Source organism: Nocardia tenerifensis NBRC 101015, from assembly GCF_000308715.1.
Lineage (GTDB): Bacteria > Actinomycetota > Actinomycetes > Mycobacteriales > Mycobacteriaceae > Nocardia > Nocardia tenerifensis.
In genome coordinates this window covers 1-17,888 of record NZ_BAGH01000119.1, presented here as the reverse complement: position 1 = coordinate 17,888, position 17,888 = coordinate 1, and the positions used below count along the sequence as shown (strand labels likewise).

The window sequence follows — 17,888 nt, the reverse complement described above, 5'->3', positions numbered from 1 at the left end:
CGGCTCAGAGGAATACCGCACGACGTTTCTAAAGCTCACGTTATTCGGGGAAGCATGATGTTCCCCGGTTCTCAATAGTGGTTTATTCGACTGTTGGTCACGAAGTCATCGACAGATGACCTGCTCGTTTCAAGGTCGGTTTCCTAAGAGTTCCTCCTGCATTCGGTGACCGCCGGCCGGCCCACCTCGCATGTAACTGCGGATTTGGCACAGTAATCAGACGATCGACATATGGCGCAAGCAGAAGCTGATCGAAACAGACAAGACACTGGGAGCGTCCACCGATGCGCAGTGCGAACCGGCCGTGGCGGACGCCCAAGCGTCTGAGCTCCCGTCGCTGCGGCCTCCGCTGTGTTCGTTCGTCGAATAGCTGACACCGGCGCCGATATCGTCGAGCCCGCCGTCTGCTCGGTTTGCATGGCCTCCGGCAGCTAAGCCGGACGCCGGTGCCGAGGTTTGAGGTGGCCTTGAGTTTTCTGCGAGGCAGGCTTCGAGCATGCGAGTCAGTGGTTCCGATTCAAGTACTCCATCCGCGGACACCTGTCGGACGATTCGAGGGGATGTATGAAATTCCATCGTTATCGACGCTGCTCGTTACAGTGAATGAGGAATCATCTCCGCACGTTATTCTTCTGGAACTCTTGGAGCAGAACGGAGACGATGACGGACACTGTCTATCGTCACGAGCATAACCCGTGCAAAATCTTTAATCGCTCAGGGCGTCATCTTCGTTGTCTTCCGCGTATTGCCCATCGTCAGTGTCGGCAACCTCTTCCAGCACCGAGCCGACGAGCTCTGACACTTTGATTGCCGTCGGTTCCGGTTCGCGTCGACCCTCTACATAAGCAAGCCTCTGTGCCGAGAGGTACGTGAGTCGAACAGCTTGAACAACAAGCGCCCGCCGAAGGCCCGGAGATACTTCGCCTCGTTCGCGCGCCACAGCTGCAAGTCTCGAGATCGCCTCCGCACGCCGAGCAATCCTGATGTCTGGATGTTCCCGCTCGTGCCGAATGCGCTCTGAAATCAGCGGCTTCCGAAGGGATGGCGGGAGGATACAGCGCGGCGAGACCGGTGGTATTTTTTCATTGAGGATTGCCTTGTATTTCGAGTTATTAATGGCGTCAAGGTATACGGTGTACTCACACTGGTTAAGATGATACAGGGCCCGAACGAAGCATTCCGGATCCTTTCTCTTGGGAGCGATATTCTGATACTCCCACAGCGGCCAGATCTCGACCTCAGCCACCTCGAACGTGTCGAGGATTCGCATCGCGACGGCGTCTGTGCGCTGATTGGTGAGGTGCCGCTGGACCCGGACACGCAGCTGCTCGTTTGTCTGCCCAACATAGATGGGCTCGCCGTCATAATCATAAAAGGCGTAGACTCCCCACTTCGCGTCCGCCCACACCCTCCCCTCGGAATCCCTTGCGCTCAAAAAATCCTTAAGCAAGGCGCGAAAGTTTTGCACGTCGGCCGCAGGCAGCTCGCTCCGCTTCGGAGCCTTCTTCACGTCGTTCAGCGAGGCTTTTCCATGACTTGACATCGGTTCCCTCTAACTCCAAGTATAAGGCTGACTGGTTTCCATGCGTCGTTGCCGTAAGTGCAAGCAGTCTTACACAGATCGACCGGCTGTAGAATCTTTTTTGCGCTTCGACAGTTCACCCGGCTAGAACTCCGGCATGTCCACTCCTTAGACCGTGTCTCACGTCGTTGTAGTTCGGTTTTCCGCGTGTCGTAACCAGTTGTGCCACAGGATGTCTGGTCGTGGTTGTCGAGTTGTCGCGGCGGTTGGTGCCCGATGAGTTGTGGGCGTTGGTCGAGCCGTTGCTGCCGAAGTTCTCCCCGCGTGTACAAGGTGGCGGTACGGCCCCGATCGATGAGCGGGCGGTGTTCACCGCTGTGGTGTATGTGTTGACCAGCGGTTGTGCGTGGCGGATGTTGCCGCCGTCGTTCGGTGTGACCGTGCCGACGGCGCATCGGCGGTTCACGATCTGGACCGAGGCCGGCTTGTGGCGGCACTTACATCGGGCGGTGCTGGACGAACTGGGCAGCGAAGGCTTGCTCGACTGGTCACGTGCGGTCGTCGATGCGGCGGCGGTGCGGGCGAAAAAAGGGGCGCTATGACCGGGCCGAGCCCGGTCGACCGCGGCAAGGCCGGATCGAAGATCCATGTGCTCTGCGATCGGGCCGGAATACCTCTGGCCGTAACCATTTCGGCGGCCAACACCAACGACGCCGAGGCACTGCGCCCGCTGGTCAGGGCGATCCCGGCGGTGCGGTCTCGACGCGGACCCCGTCGCCGCAAGCCCGCGAAGCTGCACGCCGATAAAGCCTACGACGGTGCGGAGTTGCGCGGCTGGGTTCGCGACCGCGGTATCGGGGTCCGCATCGCCCGCAAAGGCATCGAATCCAGTGAACGCCTCGGACAACATCGGTGGGTCATCGGACGAACAATTTCCTGGCTGACCGGCTACCACCGGCTCAACATCCGCTACGACCGCAAAGCCACGCACTATCTCGCCTTCCTCACCCTCGCCGCGGCACTGACCGGCTACAAGAAACTGACAAAGGCTCGATTAGCCACGTAAGACACTGTCTTAGCCGTTTCAGATGTAGCAGGTCATTGGCGTCGGCGATGCGATCTCGCGGCCCGCCGAGAGCTGGACCCGATCGTCGCCACCAGGTCCGCCATCGCTTCCTCGTTACGAATTTGACATTCCCAGATGACAAGTACAGTCCACTCGTCTGCTTCAAGTTCTTCGCGGCGGCGTACATCGCGAGCAACGTTGCCATCGAGCTTGCGAGTCCAGTACTCGGTATTCGACGCCGGCCGAGCAGCCGCAGGGCATCCAGGATGCTGATGCCAGAAACAGCCATGAACGAACAAGACAATTCGCCTACCGGGGAAAACGAGATCGGGTTTTCCAGGCAAGCGCCGGTCATGCAGGCGATACCGCAAGCCGACCGCATGCAGATAACGTCGAACGGCCATTTCGGGAGCGGTGTCTCGTGAGCGCACTGCACGCATAGTTCTGCTGCGCTGCTCTGCGCTCTCCTTCATCGACGCGACCTGTACTTGCGGCTCTTGCTGGCAAAGAGCATCGCCGAATCTGTCTCAACCTTCTGTATGGTCTCATTATATCGACTGACAAGGTGGGCAATGGCAAGACGACTACCAAAGTCAGTAACCAAGATTCCCACAGCAAGCGCCCTTTGGTCGTAACGGGTTCCCCGCCGTAAGTTCTGCAGTGCAGGAACTAGGTCGTCGGCACTCACGCCGTCAATTTGACAGGTGACTCGGATGCATCGGCGGCGACAACTTGGTTTGCCAGCACCGGTTCGAGAATGTTTTCAGCCAGAAATCGCACCACAGGCACTACAACACCATCACCAGCGAGATGGTACATATCGTTGTAGCTGTATGCCTCGGGCCACTTGTAGTCATCCCGCAAACCCATCAGGCGAAGGACTTCCAGTGGCGACAGGAGGCGAGATCGAACAGACTCGCCCTCTACGATCAAAATCGTTTGACGGCTACTGCCACCAGTAGGGGTACGCAGACATCCCGCAATGTCATCGAATCGAACCTCAGCACGTTGTATATTTTGACGCCTCTTCTTCCCATTCACTTCTACCCATTCGCCCTCCGGACGCATCCGCTTGTATACCGTCCCTACCCGACGGCCACCATTAATTGTGTCCAGCTTAGCTTGTTCGACTTTCTTTTTGTTAAAGTCGCTCATCAAATCAAGTAGGGCATTAGTTACGACTTCCGAGTGCCAGACGATCCCTTTTGGGACTTCTTTCTTTTCAACAAGCTTTTCCAGCGTCTGAAACCTCACCCGTTTATTGGGTGGCTCAGGCAGGTTCCACCAGACCCACTTGTCTTCTGCCGCCTTGACACTACTCATGAGTCGCCGATGTGCTGTCCTCAATGTAGATGGGTGCCAACGATCCGATGGAGCATCGGAAATCAGGTGTGTCGGAATCTGCACTTCATCGTGTACAGCGATAATGAACAGTCGAGGGCGCGACTGTGGAACCCAATGAACAGCGTCAACAACCAGGGCACCAAACCTATAGTGCTCCTTCGCGAGAACTTTTCCGAGCTCAACGAAGTCGCGTCCGTCGCTCTTGCCTGTAATCGTGTCTTTTAGGCCTGCGGTAAGGGCACCGACGACATTCTCAAGCACAACGAGTTTCGGCGCTCTATTCTCTGAGTTAAGCGCCTTCATCAGCTTCCAGAACGGGTGGAACGTGCCCGACCGAGCACCGCTCAAACCTGCACCGGCACCTGCCAAGGAGAGGTCTTGGCAAGGAAACGATGCCCACGCCAGGTCAGCGCGCCCTTCAGGCAGATCGGTCACGGCCAGCCCCGCAACGTCGCCGACCTTCAGATGGGCATCGCCCCAGTTCACCTTATAGCTCGCCGCCTTCTTGGTGTCGATGTCGTTCGCGAACACGCACTCCCATCCGCCGCCCAGGCCAGCGTGCGCCATCCCGCCACCAGCGAAGAACTCATAAAAGCTCGGCATCTCATCCTCTTCGTCTCGCTGCACCAAACGGCACCATCTACTTACTCTCCAACATGAGACATGCAGCCTCGCGCACCACGATTCGCATCGCGACGCCCGCGACCCTCTCGCATGGTCCCATCATCGGACTACAACCATGTAATTACCTGTCCGATTCCAGAACACCGTACCGTGACACGGCGACATACTCGGATCAACAGGCCAACACAGCAAGACATGTCCGATGACGCGACACCCCGATGAGTTGGGCGTTGGTATCGCCACACTTGCCCATCGGTCCAGTAGTCCGAGTGAACCCCGCGCTGCGGCGGCTCAGCTTACGCGGTTGGGCCCGGCAGCGACGCAACGCACGTACACGACACTCGCACGTGTACGCCCGCGACGCCACGTCGGTACAGCGAGAGCCGCTTGGACGGGAGTGTCGGAACAACGGCGGATCTTGATCCCGGTCCGATCGGCCGAACCTGACGGTTCGGCAGGAAGGACCGACTGATGTCGGAGACACTGGCCGCTGTGGTGAACAAGGACGCGGCGGACACCAAGAAGCTGGCCGAGCAGTTGCTGGCCCAGGCTAGAGAGCAGGGCATCGATCTGGTCGGGCCGGGCGGACTGCTGAACCAGTTGACCAAAACCGTGCTGGAAACCGCCTTGGAAGCGGAGATGACCGAGCATGTCGGATACGAGAAGCATGATCCGGTTGGTCGGGGAACACCTAACTCACGCAACGGGACTCGGTCGAAGACCGTGGTCACCGAGATCGGCCCGGTCCAGATCGATGTCCCACGCGATACCGATTCCTCGTTCGATCCGAAGATCGTGCGTAAGCGGCAGCGCCGCTTGACCGGGGTGGATGAGATCGTGTTGTCGCTGACCGCGAAAGGCCTGACCACCGGGGAGGTCTCGGCGCATTTCGCCGAGATCTACGGCGCCTCGGTGTCCAAGGACACCGTCTCGGCGATCACCGACATTGATGATGTGATGCGTTCCCGCTCGGGTCGTTGCTCTATCACTGACTGACGCCCTGCTGGGTTGTCCTGACCTTGGTCCGCCGGCTCGGGCGGGAACGTTCGAGCATGCCCGGCCGGGCGGGGATGACCTAATAGGGGCTTGCTTCCACCCTCGTCAATGTCTTGTCTGCCTGCGCGGTCGGCGTGCCTGTCGCCATAGAGAAGGGCAGGACCAGCGAGAATGACCGACACCGACGAGATCATCGGCGGCGCCGATACCCATGCCGACACCATTCATGTCGCAGTGATCTCCGCGGGTGGGCAACCCGTGGCCGATCGAGAGTTTCCCACAACGGAAACGGGATATCACTCGGCTATCGAGTTCCTCACCCGCCATGGTGTGCCACGCGTCGTCGGAGTCGAAGGAACCAGTAGCTATGGTGCCGGTTTCACCAGAGCGCTTGCCTCCAAGGGTATTCCGGTCCTTGAAGTTCACCGACCTGACCGAGCTGCTCGGCGATGCCGTGGCAAAACCGACACTCTCGACGCGTATGCCGCCGCTCGAGCAGCGCTGTGCGGACACGGCGTTTCGGAGCCGAAAGACGAGCGAATCGGTGTCGTCAGGGCACTTCTGAGCGCTCGTCGTTCGGCTGTGAAGGCTCGCACCGCCTCGATCAACCAGATCAAGGCGTTGCTGGTCAGCGCGCCGGAGGTCGTGCGTAGTCGGTTTCGCCAGCATCGGGCCAAACAGCTGATCGACGCTCTGATCGAAACACGGTCGAACACCCACGGTGATCCGATGGCCGCTGGGATCGTCACGGCCGCAAGGACACTCGCCGAACGGGTCGTCTTCCTCGATGACCAGGTCGAGTTCTTGACCGATGAACTCGACCAGTTGACTGCGGTGCTGTGTCCGACTCTGCGTTCGGCTTATGGTGTCGGCCCGGACACCGCCGCGCAGCTGCTGGTCACCGCCGGTGAGAACCCTCAACGGTTGCGAGGAGAGGGTTCTTTCGCTGCGTTGTGCGGGGCCGCTCCAGTGCCGGCCTCTTCAGGAAAGACAGTGCGTCATCGCCTTTCGCGTGGCGGCGACCGGGCCGCCAACAATGCCTTGCATCGCATCGCACTGTGTCGCATGGCCAGACATGCACCGACCCGCGCTTATGCGGCGCGACAGTCGCAGGCGGGCCGGTCAAAGCCGGAAATCCTGCGGTTGCTCAAACGCGCGATCGCGCGTGAGATCTACCGGCTGCTGACTCGCGCGGTGACCCCTCCCGACTATGCCGACCTGCGCCGAACGCGCCAAGAGCGCAATATCACGTTGACCGCCGCCGCCCGACATCTCGGTGTCTGGCCAGGCACCTTGTCTCGCCTCGAACGCGGCCAATCTCGCGACGACGAACTCGCCAACACCTATCGGGCTTGGCTCGCCGCAGCTTGACATCCATAGGAGCATCAAGGTGGTCGCGGAGATGACCGACTGGTGCAACCGGCCCCTCGATCACGTCTATCCGGTCGTGTTCATCGATGCGGTGCATGTGAAGATCCGCGATGGTCAGGTGGCCAATCGTCCGATCTATGTGGCGATCGGGGTCACCGTCAACGGTGAACGCGACATCCTCGGGTTGTGGGCCGGTGACGGTGGTGAAGGAGCGAAGTTCTGGCTGCAGGTGTTGACCGAGATCAAGAACCGTGGGGTCGCCGATGTGTGCATCGCGGTCTGTGACGGACTCAAGGGCCTGCCCGACGCGATCAACACCGTCTGGGATCGCGCGATCGTGCAGACCTGTGTAATCCACTTGTTGCGCAACGCATTCCGGTATGCGGCCCGTCAGTACTGGGACGAGATGAGCAAGGATCTGCGGCCTGTCTACACCGCCCCGACCGAGGCCGCGGCCAAGGAACTCTTCGCCGAGTTCGCCGGCAAGTGGGGGTCACGCTATCCAGCGATCGTCCGGTTGTGGGAGAACGCGTGGACCGAGTTCGTGCCGTTCCTGGACTATGACGTCGAGATACGCCGAGTTATCTGCTCTACCAACGCAATTGAGTCATTGAACGCACGCTACCGCAGGGCCGTGCGGGCGCGTGGCCACTTCCCAACCGAGCAGGCAGCGCTCAAGTGCCTGTATCTGGTGACGCGTTCGCTGGACCCGACCGGCCGTGGTCGGGCACGATGGGCGATGAGGTGGAAGCCCGCGTTGAACGCGTTCGCGATCACCTTCGAAGGCCGGATCACCCCAACCGGAAACTAACCCTCACCGGGATCAGATCCACCGGCAATCCGACACTCCCGCTTGGACGACCACATAAGAGCAGGGGAGAACGAACCCGCCAGGAGTCTGTAAGCAGTCAGGGTTCCAAACACAACTATGGCCCTGACCATGCGTGCTGTGACGCTGGTCAGGGGCCGTTCTGCTCCCCCATCTGGACTCGAACCAGAAACCTGCCGATTAACAGTCGGCTGCTCTGCCAATTGAGCTATAGGGGACTATCCTCCGGCTCGTCTGTGCTAGGCGGGCCGAGGAGAAACTTTAGCGTATGGGCGGGCGCGGGCCCAAATCGCGTCGCTACCTGGGGGGATGTGGGGTGGGGCGAGGGTGGCGGTGGGTGCTCGGTGGTCGGTGCCGGGGGTGCGGCGGACAGTGGCGTCAAGGGGGGTGAAACCTCGGGTGAGGATGTGGTCGGGGTTGGTGAGGGGGAAGGGGGCGGGCCAGGTGAAGGCTAAGCCGGTGCGGACGTCGTGGAGGGTTTGGGTGAGGGGGGTCAGGGCGGGGTCGGTGGAGGCGGTGTTGAGGTCGCCCAGGACTAGGAGGCGGGTGGAGGGGTCTCGGCGGACCAGGTCGGTGAGGGTGTGGAGGGTGCGGTCGCGGGCGGCGGTTTCGCCGAGGCGGATGGAGCCGAGGTGGACGGCGTAGACGGTCGCTTCGCCGGCGGGGAGTTCGATGCGGGCGCGGAGGGCGCGGGCCCAGCCTTGGCCTAGGTCGAGGCGTTCGATGTCGTGGAGGGGGTAGCGGCTCCACAGGCCGATGGTGCCGACGGTGGCGACGTGCGGGTGGCGAGGGTCGAGGGCGGCGGCGACGGAGGGGCGGTTGCGGTCGGTGAGTTCTTGGACGGAAATGACTGCGGCGTCGGTTAATTCGGCGGCTGTGCCGGCGGTGCCGAGGTTCTGGGTGGCGACGCGGAAGGCGGGGGTGGTGGTCGCGGTGTCGGGGCGTTCGACGAGTTGGGGTACGAAGAGCACGGACCAGGCCGCGATGGGGGGTACGACCGCCGCCGTGCCGATTTTGGAGCCTGTGCCGACGGCGACAGCGGCGAGTAGCACGGTGGGGGCGAGGAGCCACGGTAGGAAGCTGCCGACTATTTGACCGGCGGTTCCTGGCACCAGGCGAGGCTCGAGCAGCAGCGCGGCGAGGAGTGCGGCGGCCGCGGCGAGCATCAGGTCTTTCGGAGTGGCGTGCGGCATGCCGACCACGATGGGTCCGGCAGATGAGAGGTTGATGAAACGGGCGAAAGTAACAGTCCGGCCACCATCAGGGGTGAGTATGGATAAGACAGGGCTGAGCACTCGGCGAAGTGGGCACTCCTGGGCAACCCGCTGAGCAACTGAATAAGGAGGCCGACATGCGCGACACGACATGCGGCGATTGCTGGCGTATCGAAAACCTGACCTTCGCACAGCGTTTGGACCCGGCGCTCGTCCGCCGTGGCCAGCGCCATCTGTGCGAGGAGCATCGGGCCAAGCGAGAAGAGCTCGCCGCCTGAGCAATTCGGTGCCGGCCAAGCGGCACCGACTACCTCCGAACCCACCCCTGTGCGTCGTCGGCGAGGTTCCACCACGAAACATGGTCGGGGTCTTGGCTTTCCAACGTCCAGGCGGCGGTGAGCCGATCGAAGAAGGCGTCGTCGCCGGTCTTGCCGCCCTTGGGCTCGCCGATGAAGACGAGGCGCTCACCGCCCGCCTCCTCGAATCCGCGTAGCGCGCGGGAAGCCATGGGATCGCCCCAGCCGGGCGGCCAGCACAGGAACAGCACGGATTCTGGTTGCGGGGCGTACTCGTCCAGGCTCCCGATTTGCTGCCACACGTGGGCTCCGGGAAAAGACACGTTCTCGGACGTGTCGGGCGGGGCCGAATCGAACGCCGTGACGTTCACGCCGAGCCGCGCGAGTTGCGCCGCCCAGTATCCGTTGCTGGCGCCCAGCTCCAGCACGGGGCGGCCCTGCGCGAAGTGTTCCAACCAGCGCAGCGTCTCCGGCGACGGCACGGCGTAGGCATACACCGCCTGCAAAATCGTCTGCGCGTACGCGAGACGCGCGCTCCCGCCGCTCACCACCCGCCCGACCACGGATGGCCTGACGATGTCCCAGTAGGGGTTCGCCGACTCTCCGCCGGTCATGAAGTGCACGAAACGCAGATCGAATGCCGCGTCGGCTGCGTCGTCGCCGGCGCCACGTAGCCTCGGCGCCGTGTCGAGATAGTCGGCGACCTGGGGATACTCGGTGCGGAGTCGTACATCGTCGTCCAGCAGCGCCGCCAGTTCGTTCCGACGCTCGGTGGTCAGCGAGAGGCCAGTCATGTGGTCGATTCTCATTGGGCGCTGTGAGTTTCGTGGCCGGTCCAGCACTAGCCGCCATCCGGATCGACACGGCCACGGCGCGTCGGGCAGGATAGACCCGGCGACAAGGCAACTGGGAGGAGCACATCGAGATGCTGCGGTTGATCATCGGCGTGGCGGCCGGGTACGTACTCGGCAGCAAGGCCGGGCGGGCTCGCTATGAGCAGATCAGCGCGGCGACCCGTGCGCTGTCGGCCAGCCCGGTGACCCGCAAGCTGGTGCTCGTCGGCCGGCAGAAGCTGTCGGACAAGCTCAGCACCAAGCCGCGCCTGGAGCCCATGGAGCCGCTCGACGAGCGCACCACCGTCCTGGTCCCGCAGGACCAGCTCCGCCGCTGAACCGCGCAACCAGCGCTGGCTGCGGGGGGTTCGCATACCTCTTGGAGGGCGAGCAATCCTTCCCGAGGCTCGTCTGTGCATCGAGCAGAGTCATATGGCCGCTAAGTGATCTTGAGCAGCGACCATATGACTCTGTCGATCTTCATGCTCTAGACGCGACCACAGTTAGATGACCACGCTGGGGCTGAGCACGCGCTCCTGACCGCTAGGCGAGGTAGGTGGGTGGGTGGGTGCGACGCTACGGTGGGAAGAAGGTCCGTTCACAGACCGTGCACACCGTTCACAAGGCCCCGACCCCTTGTGAACGGTGTGGAGGCTCTGTGAGATCAGTGGCAAGTGTCTGCCGGTCGGGCTTGTCGGCGTTCGGGTACTCGGGCCAACTGGGGATAGGAACATTCGCCGTGGACCAGGCCGTGGGACTGATCCAGCTCGTGCCCAGCTCATAACTCGCCGACGCGAGTTCTCAAGCTCCCGTGGCGAAGTCGTCGTGGCTCCCCATCGCCTGTGTCAACAGACTCTTGCGATACTGCTCCAACGCCACCAGATCACCGAACAACGCCATATACGCCTCGGGCTGCTCGGTGGACGACACCCGTTGCAACTTCGACTTCAGCTCGGCGATCTGCCGCCCGACCCACGCCTCCTGCGTGCGCGCCAACACCCCTGCGACGAACCGCGGAATACCCGCCTCGTTCTTGACCGGCAAGGGCTCGTTGGCCAGCTCGGAGAGCAATGCCCGCATGGTCAGGTCGTCGGTGCGGTCCGCGACGGCATTGACCCACTCGGCTCCTCCGAGTCCGGCCCCGGTGCCGCCGACCTCGGCGATCAACAACCGAACCGCCGCGTAGGCGGGGTGGGTGAAGGCGTCTGCCTCGAGCGAGTCGAACACCGCCCCGGCCATGGCCGGATACTGCAACGCCGCGGCGAGTACCTGACGCTGCGGCATGAGGGTCGGATCGTTCGGATTGGGCCGCGCCGCAGGGTGTTCGGCGACCACCTCGGGCTTGGGGGCACCGGGCGCCTGCCGCCCGTTCGCACTGCCACCACCGGAACGGTTGCGCTTGGCCTCGTCGCCGACGCGGCGGACGACGGTCTGGATGTCGTCCCAGCCGACCCAGCCGGCCAGCTTCGTCGCGTACGCCTTGCGCAGGGCGTTGTCCTTGATCTGCGCGACCACGGGGATCGCCCGGCGCAACGCCTCGACCTGGCCCTCGGCAGTGTCGAGGTTGTGGTCGGCGAGCAGGCCGCGAATCACGAACTCATACAGGGGGGTTCGCCGCGCCACGAGGTCGCGGACGGCGCCGTCGCCGGAGTGCTGGCGTAGCTCGCACGGGTCCTGGCCGTCGGGGGCGACGGCGATGTAGGTCTGCCCGGCCAGCTTCTGGTCGCCCGCAAAGGCTTTCAGCGCCGCCGCCTGGCCCGCCGCGTCGCCGTCGAAGGTGTAGATGATCTCGCCGCGCCAGAAGTTGTCGTCGAGCATCAGCCTGCGCAACAGCGCGAGGTGCTCGTCGCCGAAGGCGGTGCCGCACGAGGCGACGGCGGTCTTCACGCCGGCCAGGTGCATGGCCATGACGTCGGTGTAGCCCTCGACGACGACGGCCTGATGCCCCTTGGCGATCTCCCGCTTGGCGAGGTCGAGGCCGAACAGCACCTGAGACTTCTTGTACAGGATGGTTTCCGGGGTGTTGATGTACTTCCCCGACATGGTGTCGTCGTCGAAGAGCTTGCGCGCGCCGAACCCGATGACGTCGCCGCCGAGGTTGCGGATCGGCCAGAGCAGCCTGCGATGGAACCGGTCGATCGGACCGCGCTGCCCCTGCCTGGACAGGCCCGCGCCCTCCAGCTCCTTGAACTCGAAACCCTTGCGCAGCAGATGCTTTGTCAGTGTGTCCCAGCCCGCGGGCGCGTAGCCACAGCCGAACTGCTGGGCGGCGGCGGCATCGAAGTTACGGTCGGTGAGAAACTTTCGGGCCGTCTCGGCGCCGGGCTCGCGCAGCTGGGCCATGTAGAACTCGTGCGCGGCGGCGTTGGCGGCGACGAGCCTGGCCCGGGTGCCGCGGTCGCGCTGCACCGAGGTGCCGCCGCCCTCGTAGTTGATCTGGTAGCCGATCCGGTCGGCCATCTGCTCGACCGCCTCGACGAAGCCGACGTGGTCGATCTTCTGCAGGAACGCGAAGACGTCACCGCCCTCGCCGCAGCCGAAGCAGTGGAAGAGGCCGTGATTCGGCCGCACGTGGAACGACGGCGACTTCTCGTCGTGGAACGGGCACAACCCCTTCATGGAGTCGGCGCCGGCGCGCTTGAGCGCGACGTATTCCCCCACAATGTCTTCGATGCGGACGCGGTCACGTATCGCCGCTATATCGCGATCAGGGAGTCGTCCGGGCACGGCAGTGAGCGTACCCGTCGAGACCGACCTTCTTCACCTACGGGCTCCGGCTCGACGGCGCGGTTGGCGAGAAAGACGTAGGTTAAATCACATTCCCGCGCCGCACGCCCGACGCGACTCCGCGTATCACCGACCGAGCGACGCCGCGACTCGCTCGAGCCTGCTCTCGGTGTAGGACGCGATCTGGTCCACGATCACCCGCACCCGCGCGGTGTCGTCGGTAGCGGCGTCCCACCACGGGAGCAGCAGCGGGTCGAGACTGCGCGGCGCATCGGCAAGCAGCCCCTCGGCGACGGCGTGGATGCGCTCGCGCTGGGCCTCCTGGCGGAGCCGGTGGTCCGGATCGGACATGACGTAGCGAAGCGCGACGGTTTTGAGCACGGCGACCTCCGCCGCGACCACATGCGGGACCTCGAGGTCGGCGCCGTAGCGGGAGAGCCGGTCGCTGCCCGCGGTCTCGCGGGTCGCGGAGATGGCGGCGGTGGCGAAGCGGCCGACCAGTTCGCTGGTGAGTCGTTTGAGCGCAACCGAACTGGCGAGCGTGCCGTCGTAGTCGGTGACCGCGGCGACGACCGGCAGTTCGGAGAGCCGCTGGGCGGCGGCGACCAGTTCGTCCGCCGACAGCGAGTAGTGCTTGTGGTGGCCGAGGCGGGCCAGCGCCGCCTGCTCGGCGGGGTCGGCGAGGGCGCGCAGGTCGATGCGGCCCGCGATCACGCCGTCCTCGACGTCGTGCACGGAGTACGCGACGTCGTCGGACCAGTCCATGATCTGGCACTCCAGGCTGCGGCGGCGGTCCGGCGCGCCCTCGCGGATCCACGCGAGCCGGTCGAGGTCGATGTCGTAGGCGCCGAACTTGGTGCCGGAACCCGTTCTGCCCCAGGGGTATTTGAGAGCGGCGTCGAGGGAGGCGCGGGTCAGGTTGAGGCCCGCGCTCGCGCCGCCGGCGTCGAGCACCTTCGGCTCGAGACGGGTGAGGATGCGCAGGTTCTGCGCGTTGCCCTCGAAACCGCCGTGCGCGTCGGCGAAGACGTCGAGTGCCCGCTCGCCGTTGTGGCCGTAGGGCGGGTGGCCGATGTCGTGGGCGAGCCCGGCCAGGTCGACCAGGTCGGGGTCGCAGCCGAGGCCGTCGGCGATGCTGCGGCCGATCTGGGCGACCTCGATCGAGTGGGTGAGCCGGGTGCGCGGGGTGTCGCCGTCGCGCGGACCCATGACCTGGGTCTTGTCGGCGAGGCGGCGCAGGGCCGCGGAGTGCAGGACCCTGGCGCGGTCGCGGGCGAACTCGGTGCGATGCCCGGTCTCGAACTCGCTGCGCGGCGGACCGAGCCCGGCGGTCTTGGGGCGCTCGGCGACCAGTCGCTCGTAGTCGTGCTCGGTGTATCCGCGCACTACTGACCCGCCGTGTAGGCGAAGTCCGCCGCGAAATGAGTGAGCTGATACCAGAGCAAAGCGCCTGTCTCCCTGGCTATTCCGTGCGCCTGCGACTCGCGGGTGTAGACGGCGGGGCCGGTCCTGGTCGGCGCGGTCCAGGCGTCGAGGCCCTCGTCGCGGGCCATGGTGCGGGTGCGCAGCGAGTGCCACGGGTCGCTGACCAGCACCGCGGAGTTCATGTCACGGGCCTGCATGGCCGTCGCGACCGCCTCGATGCTGCGCAGGGTGTCCGAACCGGTCTCGACGGCCAGGATCTTGTCGCTCGGCACCCCACGCGACTGCAGATAGTTCTTGCCGGACGCCGCCTCGGTGTACAAATCACCCTCCTGCTTGCCGCCGACGGTGATCACCCGCGGCGCCACGCCGAGCCGGAACAGCCGATAAGCCTGATCCAGTCGCGCCTCGAACACCGAGGACGGTGTGCCGGAGTACTGCGCGGCGCCGAGCACCACGATGGCGTCGGCCGTCGAATAATCATCGATGCGCGCCACCTGCCACACCCGAAACGCCGTACCGCCGACCAGCACCACCCCCATCAAAGCCGACCCGACGATCAACCGTCGTAGCCAACGCAACACCCCCACCCCGTTGCCTCGCTGCGGGACGGGGCCGGGTGCCGCATCGGCTCGAGCGCGCATCGTTGGCGAATCCACTCCCCAAGTCTGCCAGTACGTGCGTTTCACTCCAGCTATTCGGGCGACTGACCGTCTCGAAGCTCCGTTACCAGCCGCGTTCCCGCCACTCGGGCAGGCTCGGGCGTTCGGCGCCGAGGGTGGTGTCGTCGCCGTGGCCGGGGTAGACGACGGTGTCGTCGGGGTAGCGGGCGAAAAGCTTGGTGGTGACGTCGGTGTAGAGGGAGTCGAAGTCGGCCGGGTCGGTGGTGCGGCCGAGGCCGCCGGGGAACAGGGAGTCGCCGGTGAAGAGATGGACGCGTCCGTCGCCGTCGGTGAGGGCGAGGGTGACCGAACCCGGGGTGTGGCCGCGCAGGTGGATGACCTCGAGGGTGAGGTCGCCGACGTCGATGCGGTCCCCGTCGGCGAGCAGGCGGTCCGGGCTGACGGGGAGCGGGCCGGCGTCGAGTTCGTGTGCGGCGGTGGGCGCCCCGGTGGCGGCGGCCGTCTCCTTCAGCGCCTGCCAATGGTCGGGGTGCTGATGCGTCGTGACGATCACGCCCACCTGGCCCGGCGCCACATGGTCGATGAGTTCGCGCACGCGGTCGGGCTCGTTCGCGGCATCGATCAGCAGCGCCGCCCCGGTGGTCGCGCATTGCACGAGGTAGCAGTTGTTGTCCATGCCGCCGACGGACATCTTGACGATGCTGGCACCCGAGACGTCACGCTGCTGCGGATCGGAACCCGGCGAGACGTGACCGGTGTACGGGCGGTCTATGGTGATCACACGTCGATGCTATCGAGCGACGACCGCTCGTGCAGTTCGCCGCGACCGTCATGTTGCTGCCGTGTGTCGGCTTTACAGTCCACACACCGGGCGCCTCGCCGAAGTCGCACTCTTTACTGGGAGCGCACCTATTGCAGGGTGCTGATTCTGGAAGGATGTGGCTGCTTCGGGCGGGCGCGCCAAAGCGCTGCGCCGACTCGGCACGCAGGAAGACACGCCAAAACACGAGCGCGAGGCTCATCGCCGAGACACCACCTCGTTCCCGGCACGCCGCAGCTCCGGGCTGCCCGGCTACCGCGGCACAGCCTCGGGCGCACGAACACGGACGCTCCAAACCTCGCTTCAACCTGGCACACGGATGCCGATACTCGAGCCTCGCTTCGAAACAACGCCAATACTCCAGCTCCCGCTCGGACCGGCCGCCCGAACAGGGATACTCCAGCCGTCGCCATGATCCGGCCACGCCGACGCGAATCCCCAACCGGCCGCTCCAACATGGATTCTTCAGGCCCTGCTCCGAGCCAGCCGCGCCAAGGCGGACACTCCAACCCCCGCTCCGACCGGCCGATCGAATGGGGATACTCAGCCCTCGCTCCGGATCGCCGGGATTACGCATGCCGTCGCTCGAGACCGGATGCCATCGGAGGCAGGTGGGCGAGCTCGTCGCATATCCGGTTGGGCGCTGACCAGCAGCCCGAGGACTCGGTCGCGCGATAGATTCATGGCATGTCGCTGCCGAATCGTGTTGCCCGCTGGACTTCCTGGCTGGTGCTGAGTGTGTTGCTCGCGGGAGGTGGCCTGCTCGGCGCGCCGACCGGGGTGGCGGAGGCTCCGCTGCGGATGGACACCTATGTGGTCGATTCGGCGAAGGTGCTGAGCGGCGGGCAAATGGATCGGGTGCGGTCGGCGGTGGATCAGCTGTACGCCGATCAGCAGATCCGGCTGTGGGTCGTCTATGTGCGCGATTTCGACGGCCTCGGGCCGGAGGCGTGGGCGCAGCGCACGGCGGCGAAGTCCGAGTTCGGCGGCCGCGATCTGCTGCTGGCGATCGCCACGCAGGAGCACTCGTACCGGCTCGACGGTGAATTGCCCAGCGGCGTCAGCGATTCCGAGCTGGACAGCCTGCTGACGCGTGAGGTGGAGCCCGCGCTGCGCGACGGCCGGTGGGCCGACGCGGGCATCGTCACGGCGGACGGGCTGCGGTCGGACATGCAGAACGGCGGCCTCGACCTCAGGTTTCTGCTGGTCATCGGCGCGCTGGTCGTGCTCGTGGTCGGCGGCCTGCTGCTGTTCGCGCGCAAACGGCGTCGCGACCGCGCGCGGGCCGACCTCGCCGTGGCGCGCGAGGTGGACCCGGACAACACCACCGCGCTCGCCGCACTCCCCCTGGAGGCGCTGCACGCGCGCTCGCGCGAGGCGCTGGTCGAGATCGACAACGCGATCCGCACCAGCGCCGAGGAGCTGGAGCTGGCGACGGGCGAGTTCGGCGCGACCGCGACGCTGCCCTTCACCACCGCGCTCGAGCACGCGAAAACCGCGGCCTCCAAAGCGTTCTCGATCAGGCAGCGACTCGACGACGCCATCCCCGAGACGCCGGACGAGCAGCGCACCCTGCTCGTCGACCTGATCGGCACGGTCGGCCGAGCCGATCGAGAACTCGACGCTCAGGTCGCCGAGTTCGACGCCATGCGCAACCTGCTGATCAACGCCGCCGACCGATTGGACGGGCTCACAAGGGATCTGGTCGAGCTGAAGAGCCGCCTGCCCGACGCCGAGGCGGAGCTCGCCCGGCTCACCGCCGCACACCCGCCCAGCGTGCTCGCCCCCATCCACGACAACGTGACCATGGCGCGCGAACGAATCGCCTTCGCGGAGCAGAACATCGACGCGGGCCGGGCGGCGCTCACCCAGCCGGTGGGCAAGCAGGGCGGCGCGGTCGCCGCGATCCGCTCCGCCGAGGCGGCCGTCGGCCAGGCCCGCGCCCTGCTCGACGGGGTCGTCAACGCGGCCGCCGACATTCAGCAGGCCCGCGACGGACTGCCCGCGGTGCTCGATGAGCTGCGCCGCGATATCGCCTCCGCCACAGAGCTTTCCGGCTACGGCGGACCGGAACTGGCCGCCGCGACCGCGAGCGCACAAGCGGCTCTGGACAAGGCGACGGCCGCCGCCTCGGCCGACCCGCTCGACGCCTTCCACGACGCGGTGGCCGCCGACGGTGAGCTCGACCGCGCCATCGCCGC

Annotated in this window: 14 protein-coding genes, 1 tRNA gene and 2 pseudogenes; 7 read left to right on the top strand and 10 right to left on the bottom strand. The window is 64.9% G+C overall.

Features of this window, described 5'->3' with window-relative positions; genetic code table 11:
• Positions 1 to 706: 706 nt before the first annotated feature.
• The gene (locus tag ON39_RS09625; protein WP_051186459.1) at positions 707 to 1,543 is read right to left on the bottom strand and encodes a GIY-YIG nuclease family protein; all 837 of its coding nucleotides are present in this window, start codon (positions 1,541 to 1,543) and stop codon (positions 707 to 709) included.
• 233 nt (positions 1,544 to 1,776) lie between these two features.
• On the opposite strand from ON39_RS09625, the gene ON39_RS47135 reads away from it, so the two are divergent.
• Positions 1,777 to 2,588 (top strand): IS5 family transposase gene (locus ON39_RS47135; protein WP_211336408.1). Its coding sequence is split into 2 segments (ribosomal slippage): positions 1,777 to 2,107 and positions 2,107 to 2,588, totalling 813 coding nucleotides; the frame shifts between segments, so codons are not numbered across the junction.
• Positions 2,589 to 2,620: 32 nt separating this feature from the next.
• On the opposite strand, the gene ON39_RS51400 is transcribed toward ON39_RS47135, so the two are convergent.
• Positions 2,621 to 3,061 carry a DNA mismatch endonuclease Vsr gene (locus ON39_RS51400; protein ID WP_083894345.1) on the bottom strand — a complete coding sequence of 147 codons (441 nt, stop codon included), beginning with the start codon at positions 3,059 to 3,061 and terminating at the stop codon, positions 2,621 to 2,623.
• Positions 3,062 to 3,272: 211 nt separating this feature from the next.
• Positions 3,273 to 4,559 (bottom strand): DNA cytosine methyltransferase, encoded by a 1,287-nt coding sequence (locus tag ON39_RS47125; RefSeq protein ID WP_211336402.1) that lies wholly within the window; start codon positions 4,557 to 4,559, stop codon positions 3,273 to 3,275.
• A 468-nt stretch (positions 4,560 to 5,027) separates the two neighbouring features.
• Here ON39_RS47125 and ON39_RS09605 point away from each other — a divergent pair.
• The 3 genes and pseudogenes from ON39_RS09605 to ON39_RS09595 all read left to right on the top strand — a co-directional run.
• A pseudogene (locus tag ON39_RS09605) lies at positions 5,028 to 5,501 on the top strand (IS256 family transposase); the annotation flags it as partial.
• A gap of 222 nt (positions 5,502 to 5,723) precedes the next feature.
• Positions 5,724 to 6,923 (top strand): IS110 family RNA-guided transposase, encoded by a 1,200-nt coding sequence (locus ON39_RS09600; RefSeq protein ID WP_040733031.1) that lies wholly within the window; start codon positions 5,724 to 5,726, stop codon positions 6,921 to 6,923.
• A gap of 16 nt (positions 6,924 to 6,939) precedes the next feature.
• A pseudogene (locus ON39_RS09595) lies at positions 6,940 to 7,734 on the top strand (IS256 family transposase); the annotation flags it as partial.
• Positions 7,735 to 7,897: 163 nt separating this feature from the next.
• Here ON39_RS09595 and ON39_RS09590 read toward each other — a convergent pair.
• Positions 7,898 to 7,970, bottom strand: a tRNA-Asn gene (locus ON39_RS09590).
• A 21-nt stretch (positions 7,971 to 7,991) separates the two neighbouring features.
• Complete coding sequence (locus ON39_RS09585; RefSeq protein ID WP_157195429.1) at positions 7,992 to 8,945, bottom strand: endonuclease/exonuclease/phosphatase family protein; 954 nt, start codon at positions 8,943 to 8,945, stop codon at positions 7,992 to 7,994.
• 158 nt (positions 8,946 to 9,103) lie between these two features.
• Here ON39_RS09585 and ON39_RS48585 point away from each other — a divergent pair, with 158 nt between their 5' ends.
• The gene (locus ON39_RS48585) at positions 9,104 to 9,244 is read left to right on the top strand and encodes a hypothetical protein (protein ID WP_157195428.1); all 141 of its coding nucleotides are present in this window, start codon (positions 9,104 to 9,106) and stop codon (positions 9,242 to 9,244) included.
• Between the two features lie 29 nt (positions 9,245 to 9,273).
• Here ON39_RS48585 and ON39_RS09580 read toward each other — a convergent pair whose 3' ends face one another.
• Positions 9,274 to 10,056 (bottom strand): class I SAM-dependent methyltransferase, encoded by a 783-nt coding sequence (locus tag ON39_RS09580; protein ID WP_040733030.1) that lies wholly within the window; start codon positions 10,054 to 10,056, stop codon positions 9,274 to 9,276.
• A 131-nt stretch (positions 10,057 to 10,187) separates the two neighbouring features.
• On the opposite strand from ON39_RS09580, the gene ON39_RS09575 reads away from it, so the two are divergent.
• Positions 10,188 to 10,433, top strand: a complete 246-nt coding sequence (locus ON39_RS09575; protein ID WP_040733029.1) for a hypothetical protein — start codon at positions 10,188 to 10,190, stop codon at positions 10,431 to 10,433.
• A 463-nt stretch (positions 10,434 to 10,896) separates the two neighbouring features.
• Here ON39_RS09575 and dnaG read toward each other — a convergent pair whose 3' ends face one another.
• The 4 genes from dnaG to ON39_RS09555 form a co-directional block, all read right to left on the bottom strand.
• Entirely contained in the window at positions 10,897 to 12,822 is a 1,926-nt protein-coding gene (gene dnaG / locus ON39_RS09570; protein WP_040733027.1) for a DNA primase, read from the bottom strand.
• A gap of 126 nt (positions 12,823 to 12,948) precedes the next feature.
• A complete protein-coding gene (locus tag ON39_RS09565) occupies positions 12,949 to 14,208 on the bottom strand; it encodes a deoxyguanosinetriphosphate triphosphohydrolase (RefSeq protein WP_040733026.1) in 1,260 nt (419 codons plus the stop codon).
• Positions 14,208 to 14,888: a YdcF family protein gene (locus ON39_RS09560; protein WP_040733025.1), complete on the bottom strand. Its 681-nt coding sequence runs from the start codon at positions 14,886 to 14,888 to the stop codon at positions 14,208 to 14,210. Before ON39_RS09560 ends, ON39_RS09565 begins: the two co-directional genes overlap by 1 nt.
• 82 nt (positions 14,889 to 14,970) lie before the next feature.
• Complete coding sequence (locus ON39_RS09555) at positions 14,971 to 15,648, bottom strand: MBL fold metallo-hydrolase (protein WP_040733024.1); 678 nt, start codon at positions 15,646 to 15,648, stop codon at positions 14,971 to 14,973.
• Positions 15,649 to 16,374: 726 nt separating this feature from the next.
• Here ON39_RS09555 and ON39_RS09550 point away from each other — a divergent pair.
• A partial coding sequence (locus ON39_RS09550; protein ID WP_051186456.1) for a TPM domain-containing protein occupies positions 16,375 to 17,888 on the top strand: 1,514 nt, incomplete at its 3' end.

Bases quoted from the DNA above. Each gene is read 5' to 3' on its own strand.
- ON39_RS51400 (WP_083894345.1), bottom strand. From the start codon at position 3,061: ATGAAGGAGAGCGCAGAGCAGCGCAGCAGAACTATGCGTGCAGTGCGC.
- ON39_RS09580 (WP_040733030.1), bottom strand. From the start codon at position 10,056: ATGACTGGCCTCTCGCTGACCACCGAGCGTCGGAACGAACTGGCGGCG.
- ON39_RS09625 (WP_051186459.1), bottom strand. From the start codon at position 1,543: ATGTCAAGTCATGGAAAAGCCTCGCTGAACGACGTGAAGAAGGCTCCG.
- ON39_RS09575 (WP_040733029.1), top strand. From the start codon at position 10,188: ATGCTGCGGTTGATCATCGGCGTGGCGGCCGGGTACGTACTCGGCAGC.
- ON39_RS09600 (WP_040733031.1), top strand. From the start codon at position 5,724: ATGACCGACACCGACGAGATCATCGGCGGCGCCGATACCCATGCCGAC.
- ON39_RS09560 (WP_040733025.1), bottom strand. From the start codon at position 14,888: ATGCGCGCTCGAGCCGATGCGGCACCCGGCCCCGTCCCGCAGCGAGGC.
- ON39_RS09585 (WP_157195429.1), bottom strand. From the start codon at position 8,945: ATGCCGCACGCCACTCCGAAAGACCTGATGCTCGCCGCGGCCGCCGCA.
- ON39_RS48585 (WP_157195428.1), top strand. From the start codon at position 9,104: ATGCGCGACACGACATGCGGCGATTGCTGGCGTATCGAAAACCTGACC.